Here is a 17,081-nt window from a genome sequence, read left to right on the forward strand (position 1 = left end):
CCGCCCCCCCCCCCGCGGGGCCCCGCTTCTCGCATCGATATGCCCGTTTTTGGGCTACAGGTTCACAAAAGGGCGTGGATACGCCATGATCGTCTGCGAGCACCTGCGCGGAACGGACCGCGCGGCGTGCCTGCGGTCCCTCCGCCGCACCCCTGTCCTCCACAGGTGAAAGGTCTCGCACCGATGCGTTCCTCCCTCCGGTCCGCGCTGACGCTGAGCGCTGCCCTCGCGCTCACCGCCCCGTCCGTCGCGGCCGTCCCCGCCCACGCGCTCACCCCACCGGCGACCGTCACGACCGCCCCGGCGGCGTCGGCGCTCACCGCAGCCGTACCCACGGCTGCACCGACGGTGCCGGGCAACACCTTCCACCTGGCCGACAACGGCCTGCGCCGTACCGCGCAGGTCCTCACCTACGGGCGGCCCGGTGACGAGGTCCTCGTGGGCGACTGGGACGGCGACGGCACCGACACCCTCGCTGTCCGCCGCGGCAACGCGATCCACGTCTCCAACTCGCTCGCCGGCGGGCGCGCGGACGCCGTCGTGACCTACGGGCGGCCCGGCGACGAGCTCCTCGTGGGCGACTGGGACGGCGACGGGACGGACACCCTCGCGGTACGCCGCGGCGCGGAGTACTTCCTCAAGGACTCGATCAGCTCGGGGCCGGCGGACCGGGTGCTGCGCTTCGGGCGCGCGTCCGACACCGTCGTCGTCGGGGACTGGGACGGTGACGGCGTCGACGCCCTCGCCGTCCGTCGCGGCGCGCACTACTTCATCAACACGACGATGCGGTCCGGCCCCGCCGACGCCGTCGTCTGCTACGGACGCGGCGCCGACGACGTGTACGTGGGCGACTGGGACGGCTCGGGCGAGGACGCGCTCGCCGTTCGTCGCGGGGCGCGCTACCACCTGGCCCACCGGTTCCGGAACGGTCCTGCGGACCGCAGCGTGGCCTTCGGGCGGCCGGGCGACGTCACCCTCGTGGGCGACTGGGACGGCGACGGCACCGACTCCCTGGCCGTGCGGCGCACCTCGGGCTCGCCGGCCGGGCCGGTGGTCCCGGGCGGGCCGGGCGGTCCCGTCGTCGTGCCGGGCGACCCGGACGGTCCGACCGACCCGGTCGACCCCGAGCAGCCCGAGCCGACCTTCGACCAGGCGCTGGCGATCCCGCCGCTCGCCGACTCGGTCGTCGACGAGGACGGCACCCGGGTCTTCCAGCTCACCGCGCAGGCCGGGACGACGTCCTTCCGGGAGGGCGTGGAGACCGAGACCTGGGGCTTCAACGGCGACTTCCTCGGCCCCACCCTGCGCGCGAGGCGCGGTGAGCAGGTGGCCGTCGAGGTGACCAACACGCTCGGGGAGTCCACGAGCGTGCACTGGCACGGGATGCACCTGCCGCCGGAGATGGACGGCGGACCGCACCAGGAGGTCGAGGCCGGCGGCACGTGGCGGCCCACCTGGCTCGTCGACCAGCCCGCCGCGACGCTCTGGTACCACCCCCACCCGCACGGGCGGACCGAGAAGCACGTCTACCTCGGCATGTCGGGCATGTTCATCCTCGACGACGACGGCGCGGACGCCGCCGGCCTGCCCGCCGAGTACGGCGTGGACGACATTCCCGTCATCGTCCAGGACAAGTCCTTCACCGCGGACGGCCAGCTCACCCTCGCCCAGGAGAACGGGGTGCCCAGCGGCGTCATGGGCGAGGTGCTCATGGTCAACGGCACCATCGGTGCGGTCCAGGAGGTGACGACCGAGCGGGTGCGGCTGCGGCTGCTCAACGGCTCGACGCTGCGCAGCTACAACTTCGGCTTCGACGACGACCGCTCCTTCCAGCTCGTCGCCTCCGACGGCGGCCTGCTGAGCGCGCCGCACGAGACGAACCGCATCCAGCTCTCACCCGGTGAGCGGGCGGAGATCGTCGTCGAGATGGAGCCCGGCACGGCGACGATGCTGCGCTCCTACCCGCAGCGGCTCGGTGAGATCGCCGACCCGGAGGGCTACGGTGCGCTCGACACGCTCGACGTCCTGCGTCTCGAGGCGGCCGACGAGCTCGCGCCGTCCGCCGTCGTCGCCGCCCAGCTGTCCGACGAGGAGCGACTCGACGAGGCCGACGCCACGACGACGCGCCGCTTCGTCATGAAGAACCTCGCGCTCAACGGCCAGCGGATGGACATGAACCGCATCGACGAGGTCGTCACCGTCGGGACGACCGAGGTGTGGGAGGTGCGCAACGACGACCCGATGCCGCACAACTTCCACATCCACGACGTCCAGTTCGAGGTGCTCTCCGTCGACGGCGCTCCCCCGCCGCCGGAGCTCTCGGGGCGCAAGGACACGATCTACACCGAGCCGGGCCACGAGTACCGCCTCATCATGCGCTTCGAGCACTACGCGAACCCGGAGGTGCCGTACATGTACCACTGCCACCTCCTGCGCCACGAGGACTTCGGGCTCATGGGCCAGTTCGTCGTCGTCGAGCCGGGCACCGAGCCGCCGACGGAGCTGCCCGGGACGGGTCACGAGCACCACTGACGCCCACCGACGGGTCCGGCTCCGCAGGGGCCGGGCCCGTCCGCGAGCGGGCGTGTGACGGACGCGACACCCGCCGACGGGCGGAGGCGGCACCGGGGAGCGGCCGCCGGCCGTGTTCGGGCCGGCCGAGGTGCCCGTCCGCCGACCGTCGCGGTGACGTGTCGCTCGCCACACTTCTGCGCGAAATCACGTTCCGGGACATGCGAAAGGCCCCCATCCACTCGGGATGGGGGCCTTTCTCGTGTAGCCCCGACCGGATTCGAACCGGCGCCGCCGCCTTGAGAGGGCGGTGTCCTAGGCCGCTAGACGACGGGGCCTCTAGCATTTTCAACCTGGCTGAGTTTACCGGATCTCTCCGCCTCACTCAAACCGCTGGGGTACCAGGACTCGAACCTAGACTAACTGGACCAGAACCAGTCGTGCTGCCAATTACACCATACCCCATGGGGGTATTCCGCCCGCTGCTGCGAACGTCCTACCGGGCGGTAACACTACCCTGCTCCGCGGGCGAGGATCAAAGCAGCGAGCGGTGGGCGTGGTCACACCCCGCGGTAGGTGCCGACGCTCCAGAGGTTCCCGTCCCGGTCGCGCACGCCGAAGGTGTGGGAGCCGTAGTCGGTGTCGTGGAGGGCCTCGGTCACCTCGAGGTCAGCGTCGCCCCGGGCCCGGGCCCAGGCGGCGTCGACGGTGGCGGCCTCGGCGGCGACGACGTACACACCCGTCGGTCCGAGGGCTCCCCAGTCCCCCGGCTTGCCACGGCTCCCGAACATGACGCCGCCGCCGTCGGGCCAGCGGGCCTCGGCGTGGGCGACGGTGCCGTCGTCGTCGCGGTAGAGGGCGGTGACGACGAAGCCGAGGACCTCGGTGAGGACGCGGACCCCGGCGTCGACGTCGGTGAAGCCGACGCTCGGCCACACGGAGGGGGCGGGGGCGGGCAGGGTGTTCTCGTCGGTGCTCATGACACCGATCGTGCGCCCCCGGGACCGGCCGCGTCTTGGACGAATGGGAGCTCCTCGCGCAGCCAGGTCGTCATGCTCGCCCCCGTGAGGGCCCGCCACTCGCGGGCGAGGTGTGCCTGGTCCGCGTAGCCGGCCTCGACGGCGACGTCCGCCAGTGCCCGGCGGGCGCGGAGCAGCCGCTGGGCGTGCTCGAAGCGGGCCACCCGAGCCGCCTCCTTCGGGGTGAGCCCCGTCGCACGGCGGAGCTGCTCCCCGAGGTGGCGGCGACCCCAGCCGACCGCAGCGGCGACGTCGACGACGGGCAGGCGGCCCTCGCTCGCGAGGATGAGCCGCCACGCCTCACCGACCTCCGCCGGTCCCGCCCACCCCGTCCCCCACCTGGAGCCGGCCAGCCGGCGGAGCAGGGCCTCGTCGAGGAGCCGGAAGCGGGCGGGCCAGTGCGGCGTGGCGGCCATCCGCTCGACGAGCCGCGCGGCCTCGGGCCCGAGGACCTCCTCCAGGCCGACGGCGTGGTCCCGCAGCTCCCCCGCGGGGATCCCGAGGAGGAGGCGGGCACCGAGCGGGCCGAGCGCGTACTGCACGCCCTCCTGGGGGCGGCTCGCGTCGATGAGCGCGGGCACCGTGTGAAGCCCGCCGACGACCCCGTGGGCGCTGACCGTCTCCCCCAGGCCGCGCACGGTGAGGGGGCCGAGGAGCTCGACGACGAGCGTGAGGTGGCGGGAGGGCAGCCCCCGGTGGACCCTCGCCGGGTAGGCCGGGGCCCGGTAGCCCACCGCCGTCGCGACGAGGGGCCGCAGCGGTGCGGGGACGGTGTGCGGCACGAGCGCGGACACGCCTCCATCGTCCCCCCGCACGGTGCCGGGGGCCAAGGGCTCAGGCCGTCTCGAGGAGCCCGAGGTCGAGGGCGCGGAGCACCGCCCGGGTCCGGTCGCGCACCCCGAGCTTGACGAAGACGGCCGAGAGGTAGTTCTTCACCGTGCCCGGGGCGAGGTGGAGCGCCCCGGAGATCTCGGCGTTGGAGTACCCGGCGGCGACCAGGCGCAGGACGTCGAGCTCGCGCGGCGTGAGCGGCTCGGGCCGGTCGAGTCCCGCGACGACGGGCCGGTCCCGCTGGGCGGCGCGGAAGAGACGGTCCGTGAGCCCCGGCTGGAGCAGGGTGCCGCCTGCGGCCAGCAGCGTGATCGCGGCGACGAGCTGGTCGAGGGTGACGTCCTTGAGGAGGTAGCCGCGTGCACCGGCGCGCAGCGCCCGCAGGACGAGGTCGTCGTCGTCGAAGGTCGTGAGGACGAGGACGGGCAGGGACAGCCCTCGCTCGCCGAGCTCCTCGAGGACGGCGATGCCGTCGCGGCGCGGCATCCGCAGGTCGAGGAGGAGGACGTCGATGCCACCGGCCGCGACGAGGGCGAGGGCGTCGTCGCCGTCGGCGCCCTCCCCGCACACCGTGACGGCGTCACTCAGCGTGAGGAGCCCGATGATGCCCTGCCGCACGAGGGTCTGGTCGTCGACCACGGCCACCCGGATCACGTCACCACCTCCTCCCGCACCCCGACCGCCCCGTGGTCGCGTGCGCGGGCGGGCAGGTGGACGGTCACCGAGAAGCCCGCGCCGGGCGCCGAGTCGACGGCGACGTGCCCACCGACCGCCCGCACCCGCTCCGCCATCCCCTGCAGCCCGTGCCCGGGGACGACGGCGGGCACCCCGCGGCCGTCGTCGTGCGCACGCAGGGTGAGGGCGCCGTCGTCGTCCTGCGAGACGACGACGTCGAGGCGGTCGGCGGCGGCGTGCCGCAGGGTGTTGGTCGCGACCTCCTGCGCGGCCCGGACGAGGACGAGGGCCGCCTCCTGGTCGGGCGGCTCGGGGACGTCGACGGCGAGGTGGACCTGGACGCCGGGGAGGCGTCCGAGGAGCTCGCGCAGGGTCTGCTCGAGCCGCTGCGGCTCGTCACGCAGGGCGCTGACCGTCGCGCGCACCTCCCCGAGGAGGTCCTTGGCGATCTCGCGGGCACGCGCGACGTGCGGCGCGCCGTCACCGGTGGCGCGGTGGCCGGCGATCTCGAGCTCGAGGGCGAGCGCGGTGAGCTGGTGACCGACGCCGTCGTGGAGGTCGCGGGCGATGCGCAGACGTTCGGCGTCCCGGCTCGCGGCCGACAGCAGGGCGGTGGCGGCGCGCAGCTCGGCGTGGGTGCTGCGGAGCTCCTCGTGTGCGGCGCGCAGCTCGGCGTGGGCGCGGTCGCTGACCGCGCGCGCAGCACTCTCCCGCTCCGCGCTGCCGACGACGACGACGGCGAAGGCCTGGAAGGAGGCGAAGGCGCCGGTCGCCCCGACGACGCCCGCGCCGTCGGCCCCGATGAGGACCATGCCCGCCGCCACGGCTGCCGACTGCACCGCGACGACGGCGACGACGGCGCGCGTCGGCACGACGGAGGCCCAGGACGCGGCCGTGATGACGAAGAGCGTGGCCATCCAGTTGATGTCCGGGGCGAGGAACCACACGGCGAGGCCCGCGACGAGGAGGAGGACGGCCGCCACCTGGTCGGGGAGCAGCGGGCGCGGGACGAGAACCTCGGCGTGGAGGACGAAGACGACGACGTAGCCCGTGAAGGCCAGGCCCCACGCGGCCGCGAGCGCCGGCTCGGGCTGCCAGCCGCCCGTCGCCGCCGACACGAGCGCCGCCCCGCCGGCCACGAGCGCCGCCGAGAGCCCGGTCACCGCACTCAACCGCGCGTCCGTGGCGTAGGTCACACCCCGATGGTAGGCCTGCGCGACACCGGCCGGGGGTGCCGGAAGTCACTGCTCGAGGTCAGGCCTTCCGGCACCACCGCCGACCCCCGGCCCCCTCCTAGCGTCGGAGGTGGCACAAGGAGGCCACCATGACCGTTCTCATGACAGACGTCCACAAGCACTACGGCGCCACGCGGGCGGTGGACGGCGTGGACCTTGCCGTCCACCGCGGGGAGGTCGTCGCGCTCCTCGGACCCAACGGTGCGGGCAAGACGACGATCTTCGAGCTGCTCCTCGGCCTGGTCCGACCCACGTCCGGCAGCGTCTCGGTGCTCGGCCACCCACCGGGCACGCTTCCGGCCGCGGGTCGGCGCGATGCTCCAGTCCGCCGGGCTGCCCGAGCAGGTGACCGTCGGTGAGCTCGTCGGGCTCATGGCCCGTGCCTACCCCGACCCGCGGCCCGTGGGCGACGTGCTCGAGCGCACCGCGCTGACCGACCGGGCGGGGCGCACCGTCACCACGCTCTCCGGCGGGGAGCGTCAGCGGCTGCTGCTCGCGATGGCGCTCGTCGGGGCGCCGGAGCTGCTCCTCCTCGACGAGCCGACGGCCGCCATGGACGTCGCCTCCCGGCGCGCGTTCTGGCGCCTCGCCCGCGCGTGCGTCGCCGAGGGGGCGACCATCCTCTTCGCCACCCACGACCTCCCCGAGGCCGAGGCTGTCGCCGACCGCGTCGTCGTCGTGGCGGCGGGACGGGTCCTCGTCGACGCGCCGCCACGCGAGCTCCTCAGCGGCGACGCCCACCTCGAGGACGTGTTCCTCGCCCTCACCGAGGAGTCCACCACCACCCCCGAAGGAGCCTGGCGATGACCGCCACCGCTGTCCACCACCCCACCGGCCGCTCGGCCGCCCGCACCGCGCGGCTGCTCGGGTACCACTCGGTCGTCCAGCTGCGCTCGTCCCTGCGCAGCGCGGAGTTCGCGGTCGGGGCCGTCGCCGTGCCGGTCATCCTCTACGCCATGTTCGGCCTGCCCGACGCCGGTAGCGTGCTGCCCGGAGGGACGCGGTCGGGCTGGCCATGCTCGTGTCGTTCGGCTGCTACGGCGTCGTCTCCCTCGCCATCTTCACCTTCGGGGAGGACGTGGCCAAGGAGCGCGGCCGCGGCTGGCCGCGCACCCTCGCCGCCACCCCCTTCCCCGTGTGGGTGCACCTCACCGGCAAGGCGGCGAGCGCCGTCGTCCACGCGGTGGCGATCGTCGTGGTGATGTCCGCCGTGGCCGCCACCCTCGGTGGCGTACGGCTGACGGCGGCGCAGTGGCTCACGCTCGGTGCCACCCTCACGAGCGGGGTGCTCCTCTTCAGCACGCTGGGCTTCGCCATTGCCTACCTCGCGCGGCCCCGCGCGGCGACCGTCATCGCCAACCTCGTCTTCCTGCCGTTGAGCTTCGCCTCCGGCTTCCTCTTCCCGCTCGGCGAGCTGCCCGACGTCGTCGGCCGGGTCGCGCAGTGGCTGCCGACCTACCACTTCGGCCAGCTCGCCTACCGCACGGTCATGCCGGCGGAGGACGTCGCGTTCTGGTCCGGCCGGGCCCTGGAGCCGGTGTGGGTGCACCTCGCGGCGGTGGTCGGGACGGCGCTGCTGCTCGGTGCCGTCACCGTGTGGGCCGCGCGCCGCGAGGCGGTGACGCGGAGGGGGTGAACGCTCAGACGCCCGCCGCCAGGGCGGTGGCGATGACGTCCTGGCGGTCGGCGAGGAGCGCCTCGGCGGCGGTCTGCCCGGTCGCGGCGAGGTAGGCGTCGACGAGGCGGTTGCCCGCCGCGTACCCGGCGCCGGTGGGCAGCCCCACCGGCTCCCCGCCGAAGCGGGCGGCGTGTGCGTCGCCGAGCACCCAGGCGGTGAAGTTCTCCATGCCCGTGACGTCGAGGCCGGTGAGGACCTTGGCGACGGCGGCGTCGTCGTCCAGCACGGCGCGGCCGACGAGCGCGTAGCCGAGGTCACCGTAGAGCTGGCGGGCGAAGGCGTCGGCCAGGCCCTCGGAGACGACGTGCTCGCCGACCGTCACCGTCGCCGGGTCCCACACCCGGTTGGCGTAGCGGAGGTTGTGGTGGAGCTCGTGGACGGCGATGGCCTCGACCTGGGCGAGGACCTCGTCGGACGGCCAGATGTTGACCCAGAGGTAGCCGGTGACGCTGCCGTTGGCGCTCATGCCGCGGCCGGCGCCCATGAAGAGCTCGTCGTCCGGGTTGCCGAGGACGAGGAGGACGACGATCTCGTCCGGCACGGTGATGCCGGGGGTGGCGGCGAGCTGGACGGCGAGCGCGTGGTCGAGGGCGCTGCCGGTGCGTGCCCACACGTCGGCGTCGGCCAGGCGGTCGAGGGCCGGGAGGTAACGCTCGTCGTCCCGGTCGAGGCGAAAGCCGTTGCCGAGGTGGTGCATCTCGACGACGTCGACCTCGCCCGGGAAGTACCGGTACATGCCGGCGGCCCGGTCGAGCAGCGGGCGCGCGAGGTCGGCACGGTCGGCGACCGGTGCGGTGAGGGCCCGCCTCATGGCGGCGTGGCTGTCGAGGACGGTGAAGGTCATGGTCGGTGACGCTAGGGCCTCACGTCGCGGGAGGGTCAACGGTTTTCGACAGGCTCTTCCGCCGCGGCCGCGCGACGAGGACCATGGGGCGATGAGCAGCGACGACGCGCCCGTCCCCGACCTGCCGTCGATCGGCCGGCCGGCCACCAACGCCCTGCGCGAGCACGGCGTGACCTCGCTCGACCAGGTGGCCGCCATGTCGGAGCGCGAGCTCCTCGCGCTTCACGGCGTGGGGCCCCGCGCGGTCCGGCTGCTGCGCGAGGCGCTGGCCGCGCAGGGGCGCGACCTGGCGCCGTAGCGGTCCGCGGGCCGCCCCGGGCCCGCCGGCGGTGAGGCTCGGGTGGCGAACCGTGGGTGCACGGACCGGGCATGCGCGAGGATGCCGGGTCACGAACCGCGGGTGCACGGACCGGGCGTGCGCGAGGATGACCGGGTCACTGACGACTCGACCGTGAGGAGCACGATGCCGAGCGCATCATTCGGCTGGACGGCCTACGGCACGCCCCTGCACGACGACGGCGGGGTGCCCGGCGGCCGTGACGGGCGGCTCGAGCTCGCCGACGTCGGCCGGCTCGCGCGGCGCGCGACCCGCGGCCTGGTCGGCGTCGCGCGCGCGGAGGAGCGCGAGACGCTCTCGAGCCTGCTGCACGCGCACCTCGCCGCCCCGGTGGAGGAGCTCGACGTCGTCGAGGAGGGCCGGCCCGCCTACGAGCACGTCAACGTGCAGGCCGGTCTGGACGCCTGGCTCGCCGCGGACCACCGCAGCCACCGCCTCGTCGGCATCGTCGGCTACCAGCACCGGCAGTTCGGCCTCGCGGAGCTGCTCGAGGGGATCGGCGGCGCGCACGACCCCTTCGGCCCGCGGCCGGGGAACGTCTCGCGAGTCAACCTGCCCAGCGGGCCGGGCGGGCAGGTCGCGTCCTGCGTGCGGTGCGGGCTGTACCTCGTGGACGACGACGGGAGCCCGCTGGCCGTGCTGCTGCGCGGGGCAGACCCGGAGTCGGGCCTCACCACGGTGACGGTCGAGATCACCGGTCCGGACGCCGCGACGGTGGCGGCTGCGGCCCGCGACATCCAGGACCTCGCGACGACGCACAACGTCTTCCGCGGTCAGGTGCTGTCCTTCGACCACGAGATCTTCGGGCACGGCGGCACCCTGCTCCAGTTCCACGAGCGCCCTGCCGTGGGGACGGAGGACGTCATCCTGCCGGCTGCGGCCGCCGAGGCCATCCGGCGGCAGGTCGTCGAGGTGGCTCGGCACAAGGAGCGGCTGCTGTCCGCCGGCCAGCACCTCAAGCGTGGGCTGCTCCTGTACGGGCCGCCCGGAGTGGGCAAGACGCACACCGTGCGACACCTCATCAGCAGCCTCACCGGCACGACGGTCATCCAGCTGACCGGTGGCGCCCTGTCCCTCATCAGCGAGGCGTGCTCGGTGGCGCGGGCGCTGCAGCCGGCGATGGTCGTCGTGGAGGACGTCGACCTCATCGCCGAGGACCGGGACCTGCACTCCGGTGCCCACCCCCTGCTTTTCCAGCTCCTCGGGGAGATGGACGGCCTGGCCGAGGACGCCGACGTCGTCTTCGTGCTCACCACCAACCGGGCGGACCTGCTGGAGCCGGCGCTCGCCGCTCGGCCGGGCCGCGTGGACCAGGCGGTGGAGCTCCCGCTTCCCGACGGCGAGGCCCGGCGACGGCTGTTCGAGCTCTACGCCGGGACGCTCGTCCTGGACCGGTCCAACCTCGACTCCGTGGTGGAGCGCACCGAGGGGGTCACGGCGTCCTTCGTCAAGGAGCTGCTCAGGCGGGCGGCACTGTTCGCGGCGGAGCGCAGTGCGGGTGACGGGGCCCTGGCCGTCTCGGCCGAGGACCTCGACGCCGCGCTCTCCGAGCTGCTCGACACCCGCAACGCGATGACGCGGGTGGTGCTCGGCGGCTCCGGGAACGCCACGCGGGAGGACTGACCGGCCGAGGGCACACCTGTCCCCTCGGCCCCCGGTTACGGGTCGGCGGTGATGAGCCAGCCGTGGCGGTCGCGGAACCACCACCGGCCCTCGGACCGGGTGATGGTGACCTCGTGGGCGTGGACCCAGTCGTGGTGGTGCCAGCACAGGAGTACTCCGTGCTCGACGTCGGTGCCTCCGAGGTGCTGGGCCCACCACAGCGAGTGGTGGACCTCCCCGAAGCCCGGGGGCTCGTCGCAGCCGGGGTACTGGCAGTGCTTGTCCCTCGCGATGATGGCCCGGACCTGGTTGGCGGGGTAGATCCGCTTCTCCCGGCCGGCGTCGAGGATGGTGGAGACGGCCCCGAAGACCACCCGGGAGATCTGGGACTCGCAGGCGAGCCGGGCCAGCACCGCGGGTGGGATCGGGGTGCCGTCCTCGAGGGTGGGCGGCTCGAGGCCACGGACCTGCTCGTAGTCGATCGCCGTGGAGATGACGTGGTCGTCACCGGACTCCCACCGCTCGAGCCAGCGGCGGGTCTCCTCCGAGGCGGTGAAGAGCGGGACCTCGCCCTCCGGTGCGGGTGCCTCGGGGTCGCGCGGGCCACCGGTCGCGGTGAGTGCGGCCTGGCTCGAGGGGCCGAAGGTGGCGCCCGGGGCGTAGGGACGCCCGTCGGGGCCGACCCGCGGGATGGCCGACCCCATGGCCGCGGCGAGGGCCCGCAGGGTCTCGAGCGTGGTGGTGACGGTGAGGTGGGGCCGGATCCGTGCCGCGGCCCCCTGGATCCCGGCGTCCAAGGACTGGCTGGCCAGGGAGACGAGCGCGGCGGCGCGGCGCTGCGCCGGGGTGCGCTCGTCGCCCTTGCCCTTGCGGCCCGCGTGGGCCTGCAGCGCGGTGCCGACGATCTGGCCGGCGACCTCGTCCAGCCAGCCGCGGAGGTGGAAGCCGTCGGTGGTGCGGGAGAGCGTGAGCTCCTCCTTGCTCCCGGCCTCGCGCCATGCCCGGTCCGCGCCCTCCGGGTCCACCCTGACGGTCCAGGCCCGGACGAGCTGCGTGAAGGTCCCTGCGTCCATCGCCGACGCCTGCTCGACGAGGAAGGCCTCCCCCAGGTCCGCGTCGGTGAGCTGGGTGCGCAGCTCCCGGGTGCGGACGGCCTCCCGGACGAGCACGGCGACGTGGTCGGGACCGATGCGCCCCGCGGCGAGTGCAGCCCGGGTGAGCGGCAGGTGGTCGCGCAACGCCCGTGACTCCCGGACCTCACGAGAGGCGCCTGCCGCGGTGGAGCCGGTGCGCTGCCGCAACCAGGCGCTGAAGGTGCGTGAGCCCTGCAGCGCCCAGAGGCCGTTGGCGTCGACGACGGTGAGCACCTGGGCGCGCAGGGCCGCGAGGTGCCGGGTGGTGCGCTCGATCTCGTCGAGCGCGTCGTGGGTGGCCTGACCGGGGAGGTCGTGCCAGGGGACGGTGGTGAGGTCGCTGAGGGTGTCGGTGATGCTCGCCAGGGCGGCAACCGGTGCCAGCAGCGTGGCGGTGGCCGTGGCGCCGCGATCGGCAGCGGCGGTGGCGGTGACGCCGCGATCGGCAGCGGCGGTGGCGGTGGCGGTGGACGTCGCCGTGGCCGTGGCCGTGGCCGTGGCCGTGGCGGAGGGCGCCATGCGGCGCTCCTCCCCATCCGTTCCGGTCTCCCAGCCCAGCGGCGCATCAGCTGGCGTCCTCGCGACCATCGCGCTCACCTCCCCGCTGGGAACCTCTTCCCGCCACGGTAGAACCGACCACTGACATCGCCCCGAGCCGGGCCCGGGAACAGGAGCGGCCACCGGCGCCCACCGCGACGGCACCGTCCGCGAGCGCCCCGCGTGCTGTCATCGAACCCACCTCCAGCGGTGTCGTCCTCTTCCCCCCGGTAGATCCGACCACTGACATCGGTCCGGCCCCGTACGTGTTGACAGCCACACCCGCCCGGTGCCAAGATCTCGGCCACCCCCGGAAACGATTCCAACCCGCTCACACACCGCGCTGGAAACGTTTCCGCCACGGGGCACAGAACCACCACTCAACGACGAAGGAGGGCGACAGTGACGTCACCACGCGCGACGCTGATCCAGGTCGCCCGCCACGCCGGGGTCTCCCTCGCCTCCACCTCCCGCGCCCTCCACGGCACCGGCGCCAGCCCCGCGATGGTCGAGCGCGTGCGCGCCGCCGCCGAGGAGCTCGGCTACCGCCCCCACGAGACGGGCCGGTCCCTGCGGATGAAGCGCACCTCCCAGGTCGCCTTCGCCGTCGCCGACATCGGCAACCCCGTCTACATCGAGATGCTCGCCGCGATCCACGCGGTCCTCGCTCCCCACGGCTACCGGGTCGTCGTCATGTCCACCGGGGACACGGTCGCCTCGACCATCGACCTCGTCCACAGCCTCGAGGGCGGCTTCGTCGACGGCATGATCATCAGCCCGCTGCGCGTGGACGACGCCTTCGTCACCGCCGTCGAGGAGGCTGCCGTCCCGGTCGTCGTCATCGGCCGCTCCCTGGCCGCCCACGGCATCGACTCCGTCTCCACCGACTCCGCCGGCGGCATCGCGCAGGCGGTCGACCACCTCGTCGCCGTCGGCCGCCGCCGGATCGGCTTCCTCAACGGTCCCCTCGACACCACCCCGGGTGAGGCCCGGCAGCGCGGCTTCGCGGCCGCCACCCGCGCCGCGGCCTTCGCGGACGGCGGCACCGAGGTGGCCGACGACTTCACCGTCACCGCCGGCCTCGCCGCCGCCCACCGCCTCCTCGACCGCGCCGACGACGCCGGGACTCCCCTCGACGCCGTCGTCGCCGCCAACGACCTCCTCGCCATCGGTGCCATCCGCGCCGCCGGCGAGCGTGGACTCACCGTGCCCGGCGACCTCGCCGTCACCGGCATGGACGACACCGACATCGGCCGCGTCTTCCAGCCCAGCCTCACGAGCGTCTCGCTCGGCTCGGGTCGCCGTGGCCACCTCGCCGCCGAGCTCGTGCTCGGCCTCGTCGACGACGGCGAGGAGCGGGGCCGGTACCTCACCGTCGGCCCCGAGCTCATCGTGCGGGAGTCGTCCGTGTCCGCCCCCACCCCATCCCCCGCACCACGCAAGGAGGACGCATGACGGCACCGATGCTCGCCGCAGGAGCGCGGCCGGACGCCCCCGCGCCGCGGCCCAGCCGCGGCTCACCCCGCCGCCGCAGCGGGCTCGAGCGGGCCCGGCGCCGCGAGGCCGCCGCGCTCGTCATCCCCTCGCTGATCCCGATCCTCGTGCTCAGCGTCGCGCCGCTCATCATCGGCGTCGCGCTCGCCTTCACCGACGCGCGCCTCGTGCGCAACCCGGAGTACACCTTCGTCGGCACCGAGAACTTCGCCCGGCTGCTCGACAACTCCTTCTTCTGGGACTCCTTCCGCATCGGCATGGTGTGGGCCGTCTCGGTCACCCTCCTCCAGCTCCTCGCCGCGCTCGGCCTGGCGCTGCTCCTCAACTCGGGGCTGCGGATGCAGGGCCTCACCCGCGTCCTCGCCCTCATCCCCTGGGCGATGCCGCCCGTCGTCGTGGCGATCATGTGGCAGATGATCTACTCGCCCAACGCGGGGCCGCTCAACGCGGTCCTCGGCGGCATGGGCCTGCCGGACGACATCAACTGGCTGGCGGACTTCTCCACCGCGCTGCCCGCCGTCATCGTCGTCGGCGTGTGGGTCGGCATGCCGCAGACCACCGTCACCCTCCTCGCCGGGCTCCAGCAGATCCCCGAGGAGCTCCACGAGGCCGCCTCGATGGACGGGGCGTCCGCGTGGCGCCGCTTCACCGCCGTCACCTGGCCCTCGCTGCGCCCGATCGTCACCTCGATCACGTCGCTGAACTTCATCTGGAACTTCAACTCGTTCTCGCTGGTCTACGTCCTCACCGAGGGCGGCCCTGGCGGCCGGACGATGCTGCCGATGCTCTTCACCTATCTCGAGGCGTTCAAGAACCGCAACATCGGATACGCCGCCGCGATGGGCGTCGTCCTCGTCGTCGTCGTCGTCATCCTCCTCGCCGTCTACCTGTGGTCCCAGTTCCGCGAGGACAGCACCGAGAGGAAGGGCTGAGCCGATGCGCACCCTGATCCGCCCCGCCCAGTACGCGGCGCTCGTCGCCTACATCGTCTTCCTGGGCTTCCCGCTCCTGTGGCTCATCTCGGCCTCGTTCAAGTCCTCGGGCGAGCTCAACTCGCTCTCGATCAGCCTGCTGCCGAACGAGTGGCACTGGGAGAACTACTCCGAGGCCCTCGCCCGGCAGGGACTGGTGCGGTCCGCCGCGAACAGCGCCGCCGTCGCCCTCGTCTCCACGCTGCTCGTCGTCGTCATCGCGATGCCGACGGCGTACGTCCTGGCCCGCCTCAAGGGCAAGGTCCGCATGGCCGGGATCGGCTGGATCCTCGTGAGCCAGGTCTTCCCCGTCATCCTCATCATCCTGCCGCTCTTCCTCATCCTGCGGACGCTCGGCCTCACCGACAGCCTCGTCGGGCTCACGCTGGTCCACACGACCTACACGCTGCCCTTCGCGCTGTGGATGCTCCAGGGCTACGTCGCGGGCATCCCGGTGGACCTCGAGGAGGCCGGCTCGATGGACGGCGCCGCCCGCCTGCGGGTGCTGCGCTCGATCGTCTTCCCGCTGCTCGTCCCGGGAGTCGTCGCGACCGCGATGTTCTCCTTCGTCTCCTCGTGGAACGAGTTCTTCTTCGCCCTCGTCCTCCTGCAGTCGCCGGAGAACTACACCCTGCCCATCACGCTGAAGATGTTCATCGGCGGCGAGGGCAAGGTGGCGCTCGGCCCGCTGGCGGCCGGCTCCGTGCTGGCCGCGATCCCCAGCATCGTCTTCTTCTCGATCATGCAGCGAAAGCTCGTCGGCGGCCTCATGTCCGGCGCCGTCAAGGGCTGACACCCAGACCCCCACCCCCATCCCCCTCGAAAGGTCGACCAATGAAGATCCGTGGAGCCTCCACAGCCGCATGCCTCACGATCGCCGCGCTCACCCTCGCCGCCTGTGGTGGCGGGGACGACGACGGCGCCAGCGCTGACGGTCCCGTCACCCTCACCTTCCAGTCCCTCTCCGACCAGCCCGCCGCCATCGAGGCGACGGAGTCGATCGTCGCGGAGTGGAACGAGGCCAACGCCGACGTCCAGGTCGAGATCGTCCCCGCGGGGTGGGACGGCATCTACGACAAGCTCATCACCCAGTTCAACGGCGGCGCCGCCCCCGACGTCATCCACTACGAGGCCGCGAGCATCGTCCCATTCGCCCGCGACGGCTACCTCGCCGACCTCTCGGAGTACATGTCCGACGAGCGCCGCGCCGACATCCCCGAGGGCATCCTCGACTCGGTGACCGTCGACGACCAGGTCATCGCCTACCCCACCGAGCTGCAGTCCTACATGGTCTTCGCCAACACGGCCCTCCTCGAGGAGGCGGGCGTCGAGGTCCCCAGCGGGGACACGATGACGTGGGAGCAGCTGCGCGAGATCGCGCAGGCGACGACGGCGGGCGACACTTACGGCCTCGGCTGGGGCCTGGCGAGCCCGACGGCGGCGTTCATGTCCTTCGCCCCCGGCTTCGGCGGCACCTTCTTCGAGGGCACCGGCACCGACGCGAGCCTCACGATCGGTGAGGGCGAGCTGGCCGTGCCCGAGCTCGTCCACACGATGGCCTTCGAGGACGAGACGGTCCTGCCGGTCACCCTCACCCAGTCCGGCTCCGAGGTCCTCGCCTCCTTCTACGCCGGCCAGATCGCCATGACGGTCCAGGGCTCCTTCCAGGCCGCCAACATCGCCACCGACGCCCCCGAGGGCTTCGAGTGGACCGTGCTGCCCCCGCTCGAGGGCCCGCAGGGCGCCGGCCAGGCCGCCAACCCGCAGACCCTCTCGGTGAACATCGACTCCGAGCACGTCGAGGAGTCGGCCGAGTTCATCGAGTTCTTCACCGAGACCGAGAACCTCGCCTCCCTCAACGAGGCCGACGCCCTCATCCCGGCGACGACCTCCGCCCAGGAGTACATGGCCGAGAACCTCGGTGACGAGAACGGCTGGGCGACCATCCTCTCCTCCGGCCAGCACCTCGTCTCCGCGCCGTACCTCTTCGTCGACGCGTACGCGCAGTGGAAGGACACCGTGGCCACGCCCGCCTTCCAGCGCTACCTCGCGCAGGAGATCGACACCGCCGGCCTCGGCACGCAGCTCGAGGACGGCTGGACCGAGATCACCGGCTGACCCCGTCGCGGGGGGGGGGGGGGCCCCCCCGCCGCCCCCCCCCCCCCCCCCCCCCCCCCCCGCCCCCCCCCCGCCCCCCCGCCCCCCCCCCCCGCC

At 73.5% G+C, this 17,081-nt stretch carries 14 protein-coding genes, 2 tRNA genes and 1 pseudogene; 9 read left to right on the forward strand and 8 right to left on the reverse strand.

The features are described 5' to 3' along the window. Positions 1–183: 183 nt before the first annotated feature. Positions 184–2,532 (forward strand): multicopper oxidase family protein, encoded by a 2,349-nt coding sequence (locus H9624_RS11865; protein WP_251840096.1) that lies wholly within the window; start codon positions 184–186, stop codon positions 2,530–2,532. A 244-nt stretch (positions 2,533–2,776) separates the two neighbouring features. Here the strand turns inward: H9624_RS11865 and H9624_RS11870 are convergent. The 6 genes from H9624_RS11870 to H9624_RS11895 all read right to left on the reverse strand — a co-directional run bounded on the left by H9624_RS11870 (position 2,777) and on the right by H9624_RS11895 (position 6,232). After that, positions 2,777–2,849 (reverse strand) — tRNA-Glu (locus H9624_RS11870). A 55-nt stretch (positions 2,850–2,904) separates the two neighbouring features. After that, positions 2,905–2,976: transfer RNA gene (locus H9624_RS11875), tRNA-Gln, on the reverse strand. A gap of 95 nt (positions 2,977–3,071) precedes the next feature. Beyond that, positions 3,072–3,491 carry a VOC family protein gene (locus tag H9624_RS11880; RefSeq protein WP_251840097.1) on the reverse strand — a complete coding sequence of 140 codons (420 nt, stop codon included), beginning with the start codon at positions 3,489–3,491 and terminating at the stop codon, positions 3,072–3,074. Then, positions 3,488–4,324 (reverse strand): AraC family transcriptional regulator, encoded by an 837-nt coding sequence (locus tag H9624_RS16945; protein WP_251840098.1) that lies wholly within the window; start codon positions 4,322–4,324, stop codon positions 3,488–3,490. Before H9624_RS16945 ends, H9624_RS11880 begins: the two co-directional genes overlap by 4 nt. Positions 4,325–4,364: 40 nt before the next feature. Continuing rightward, positions 4,365–5,015, reverse strand: a complete 651-nt coding sequence (locus tag H9624_RS16950) for a response regulator (RefSeq protein WP_251840099.1) — start codon at positions 5,013–5,015, stop codon at positions 4,365–4,367. Next, positions 5,012–6,232 (reverse strand): sensor histidine kinase, encoded by a 1,221-nt coding sequence (locus H9624_RS11895; protein WP_251840100.1) that lies wholly within the window; start codon positions 6,230–6,232, stop codon positions 5,012–5,014. Before H9624_RS11895 ends, H9624_RS16950 begins: the two co-directional genes overlap by 4 nt. A gap of 140 nt (positions 6,233–6,372) precedes the next feature. On the opposite strand from H9624_RS11895, the pseudogene H9624_RS16625 reads away from it, so the two are divergent. Beyond that, positions 6,373–7,078, forward strand: a pseudogene (locus tag H9624_RS16625) (ABC transporter ATP-binding protein). 208 nt (positions 7,079–7,286) lie between these two features. Next, positions 7,287–7,907 (forward strand): ABC transporter permease, encoded by a 621-nt coding sequence (locus tag H9624_RS11910; RefSeq protein ID WP_251840101.1) that lies wholly within the window; start codon positions 7,287–7,289, stop codon positions 7,905–7,907. 4 nt (positions 7,908–7,911) lie between these two features. On the opposite strand, the gene H9624_RS11915 is transcribed toward H9624_RS11910, so the two are convergent. After that, positions 7,912–8,793: a DUF2268 domain-containing putative Zn-dependent protease gene (locus tag H9624_RS11915; protein ID WP_251840102.1), complete on the reverse strand. Its 882-nt coding sequence runs from the start codon at positions 8,791–8,793 to the stop codon at positions 7,912–7,914. Between the two features lie 91 nt (positions 8,794–8,884). On the opposite strand from H9624_RS11915, the gene H9624_RS11920 reads away from it, so the two are divergent. Both H9624_RS11920 and H9624_RS11925 read left to right on the forward strand, forming a co-directional pair. Next, positions 8,885–9,091 carry a helix-hairpin-helix domain-containing protein gene (locus H9624_RS11920; RefSeq protein WP_251840103.1) on the forward strand — a complete coding sequence of 69 codons (207 nt, stop codon included), beginning with the start codon at positions 8,885–8,887 and terminating at the stop codon, positions 9,089–9,091. A 165-nt stretch (positions 9,092–9,256) separates the two neighbouring features. After that, positions 9,257–10,753 carry an AAA family ATPase gene (locus H9624_RS11925; RefSeq protein WP_251840104.1) on the forward strand — a complete coding sequence of 499 codons (1,497 nt, stop codon included), beginning with the start codon at positions 9,257–9,259 and terminating at the stop codon, positions 10,751–10,753. Positions 10,754–10,788: 35 nt separating this feature from the next. Here the strand turns inward: H9624_RS11925 and H9624_RS11930 are convergent, their stop codons facing one another. Beyond that, entirely contained in the window at positions 10,789–12,384 is a 1,596-nt protein-coding gene (locus tag H9624_RS11930; RefSeq protein WP_286011132.1) for an HNH endonuclease signature motif containing protein, read from the reverse strand. A gap of 420 nt (positions 12,385–12,804) precedes the next feature. Between H9624_RS11930 and H9624_RS11940 the strand changes: the two genes are divergently transcribed. From H9624_RS11940 to H9624_RS11955, 4 genes are read left to right on the forward strand one after another with little or no spacing between them, the layout of a single operon-like run. Continuing rightward, a complete protein-coding gene (locus tag H9624_RS11940; RefSeq protein WP_251840105.1) occupies positions 12,805–13,857 on the forward strand; it encodes a LacI family DNA-binding transcriptional regulator in 1,053 nt (350 codons plus the stop codon). Further along, on the forward strand, positions 13,854–14,828 hold the full coding sequence (locus tag H9624_RS11945; protein WP_251840106.1) for a carbohydrate ABC transporter permease: 975 nt from the start codon (positions 13,854–13,856) through the stop codon (positions 14,826–14,828). Before H9624_RS11940 ends, H9624_RS11945 begins: the two co-directional genes overlap by 4 nt. A 4-nt stretch (positions 14,829–14,832) precedes the next feature. After that, positions 14,833–15,660 carry a carbohydrate ABC transporter permease gene (locus H9624_RS11950; protein WP_251840107.1) on the forward strand — a complete coding sequence of 276 codons (828 nt, stop codon included), beginning with the start codon at positions 14,833–14,835 and terminating at the stop codon, positions 15,658–15,660. Positions 15,661–15,701: 41 nt separating this feature from the next. Continuing rightward, on the forward strand, positions 15,702–16,985 hold the full coding sequence (locus tag H9624_RS11955; RefSeq protein ID WP_251840108.1) for an ABC transporter substrate-binding protein: 1,284 nt from the start codon (positions 15,702–15,704) through the stop codon (positions 16,983–16,985). The last annotated feature ends 96 nt before the right edge of the window (positions 16,986–17,081 follow it).

Origin of the sequence: Oceanitalea stevensii (assembly GCF_014837105.1) — a bacterium.
Classification (GTDB): Bacteria; Actinomycetota; Actinomycetes; order Actinomycetales; family Actinomycetaceae; genus Oceanitalea; species Oceanitalea stevensii.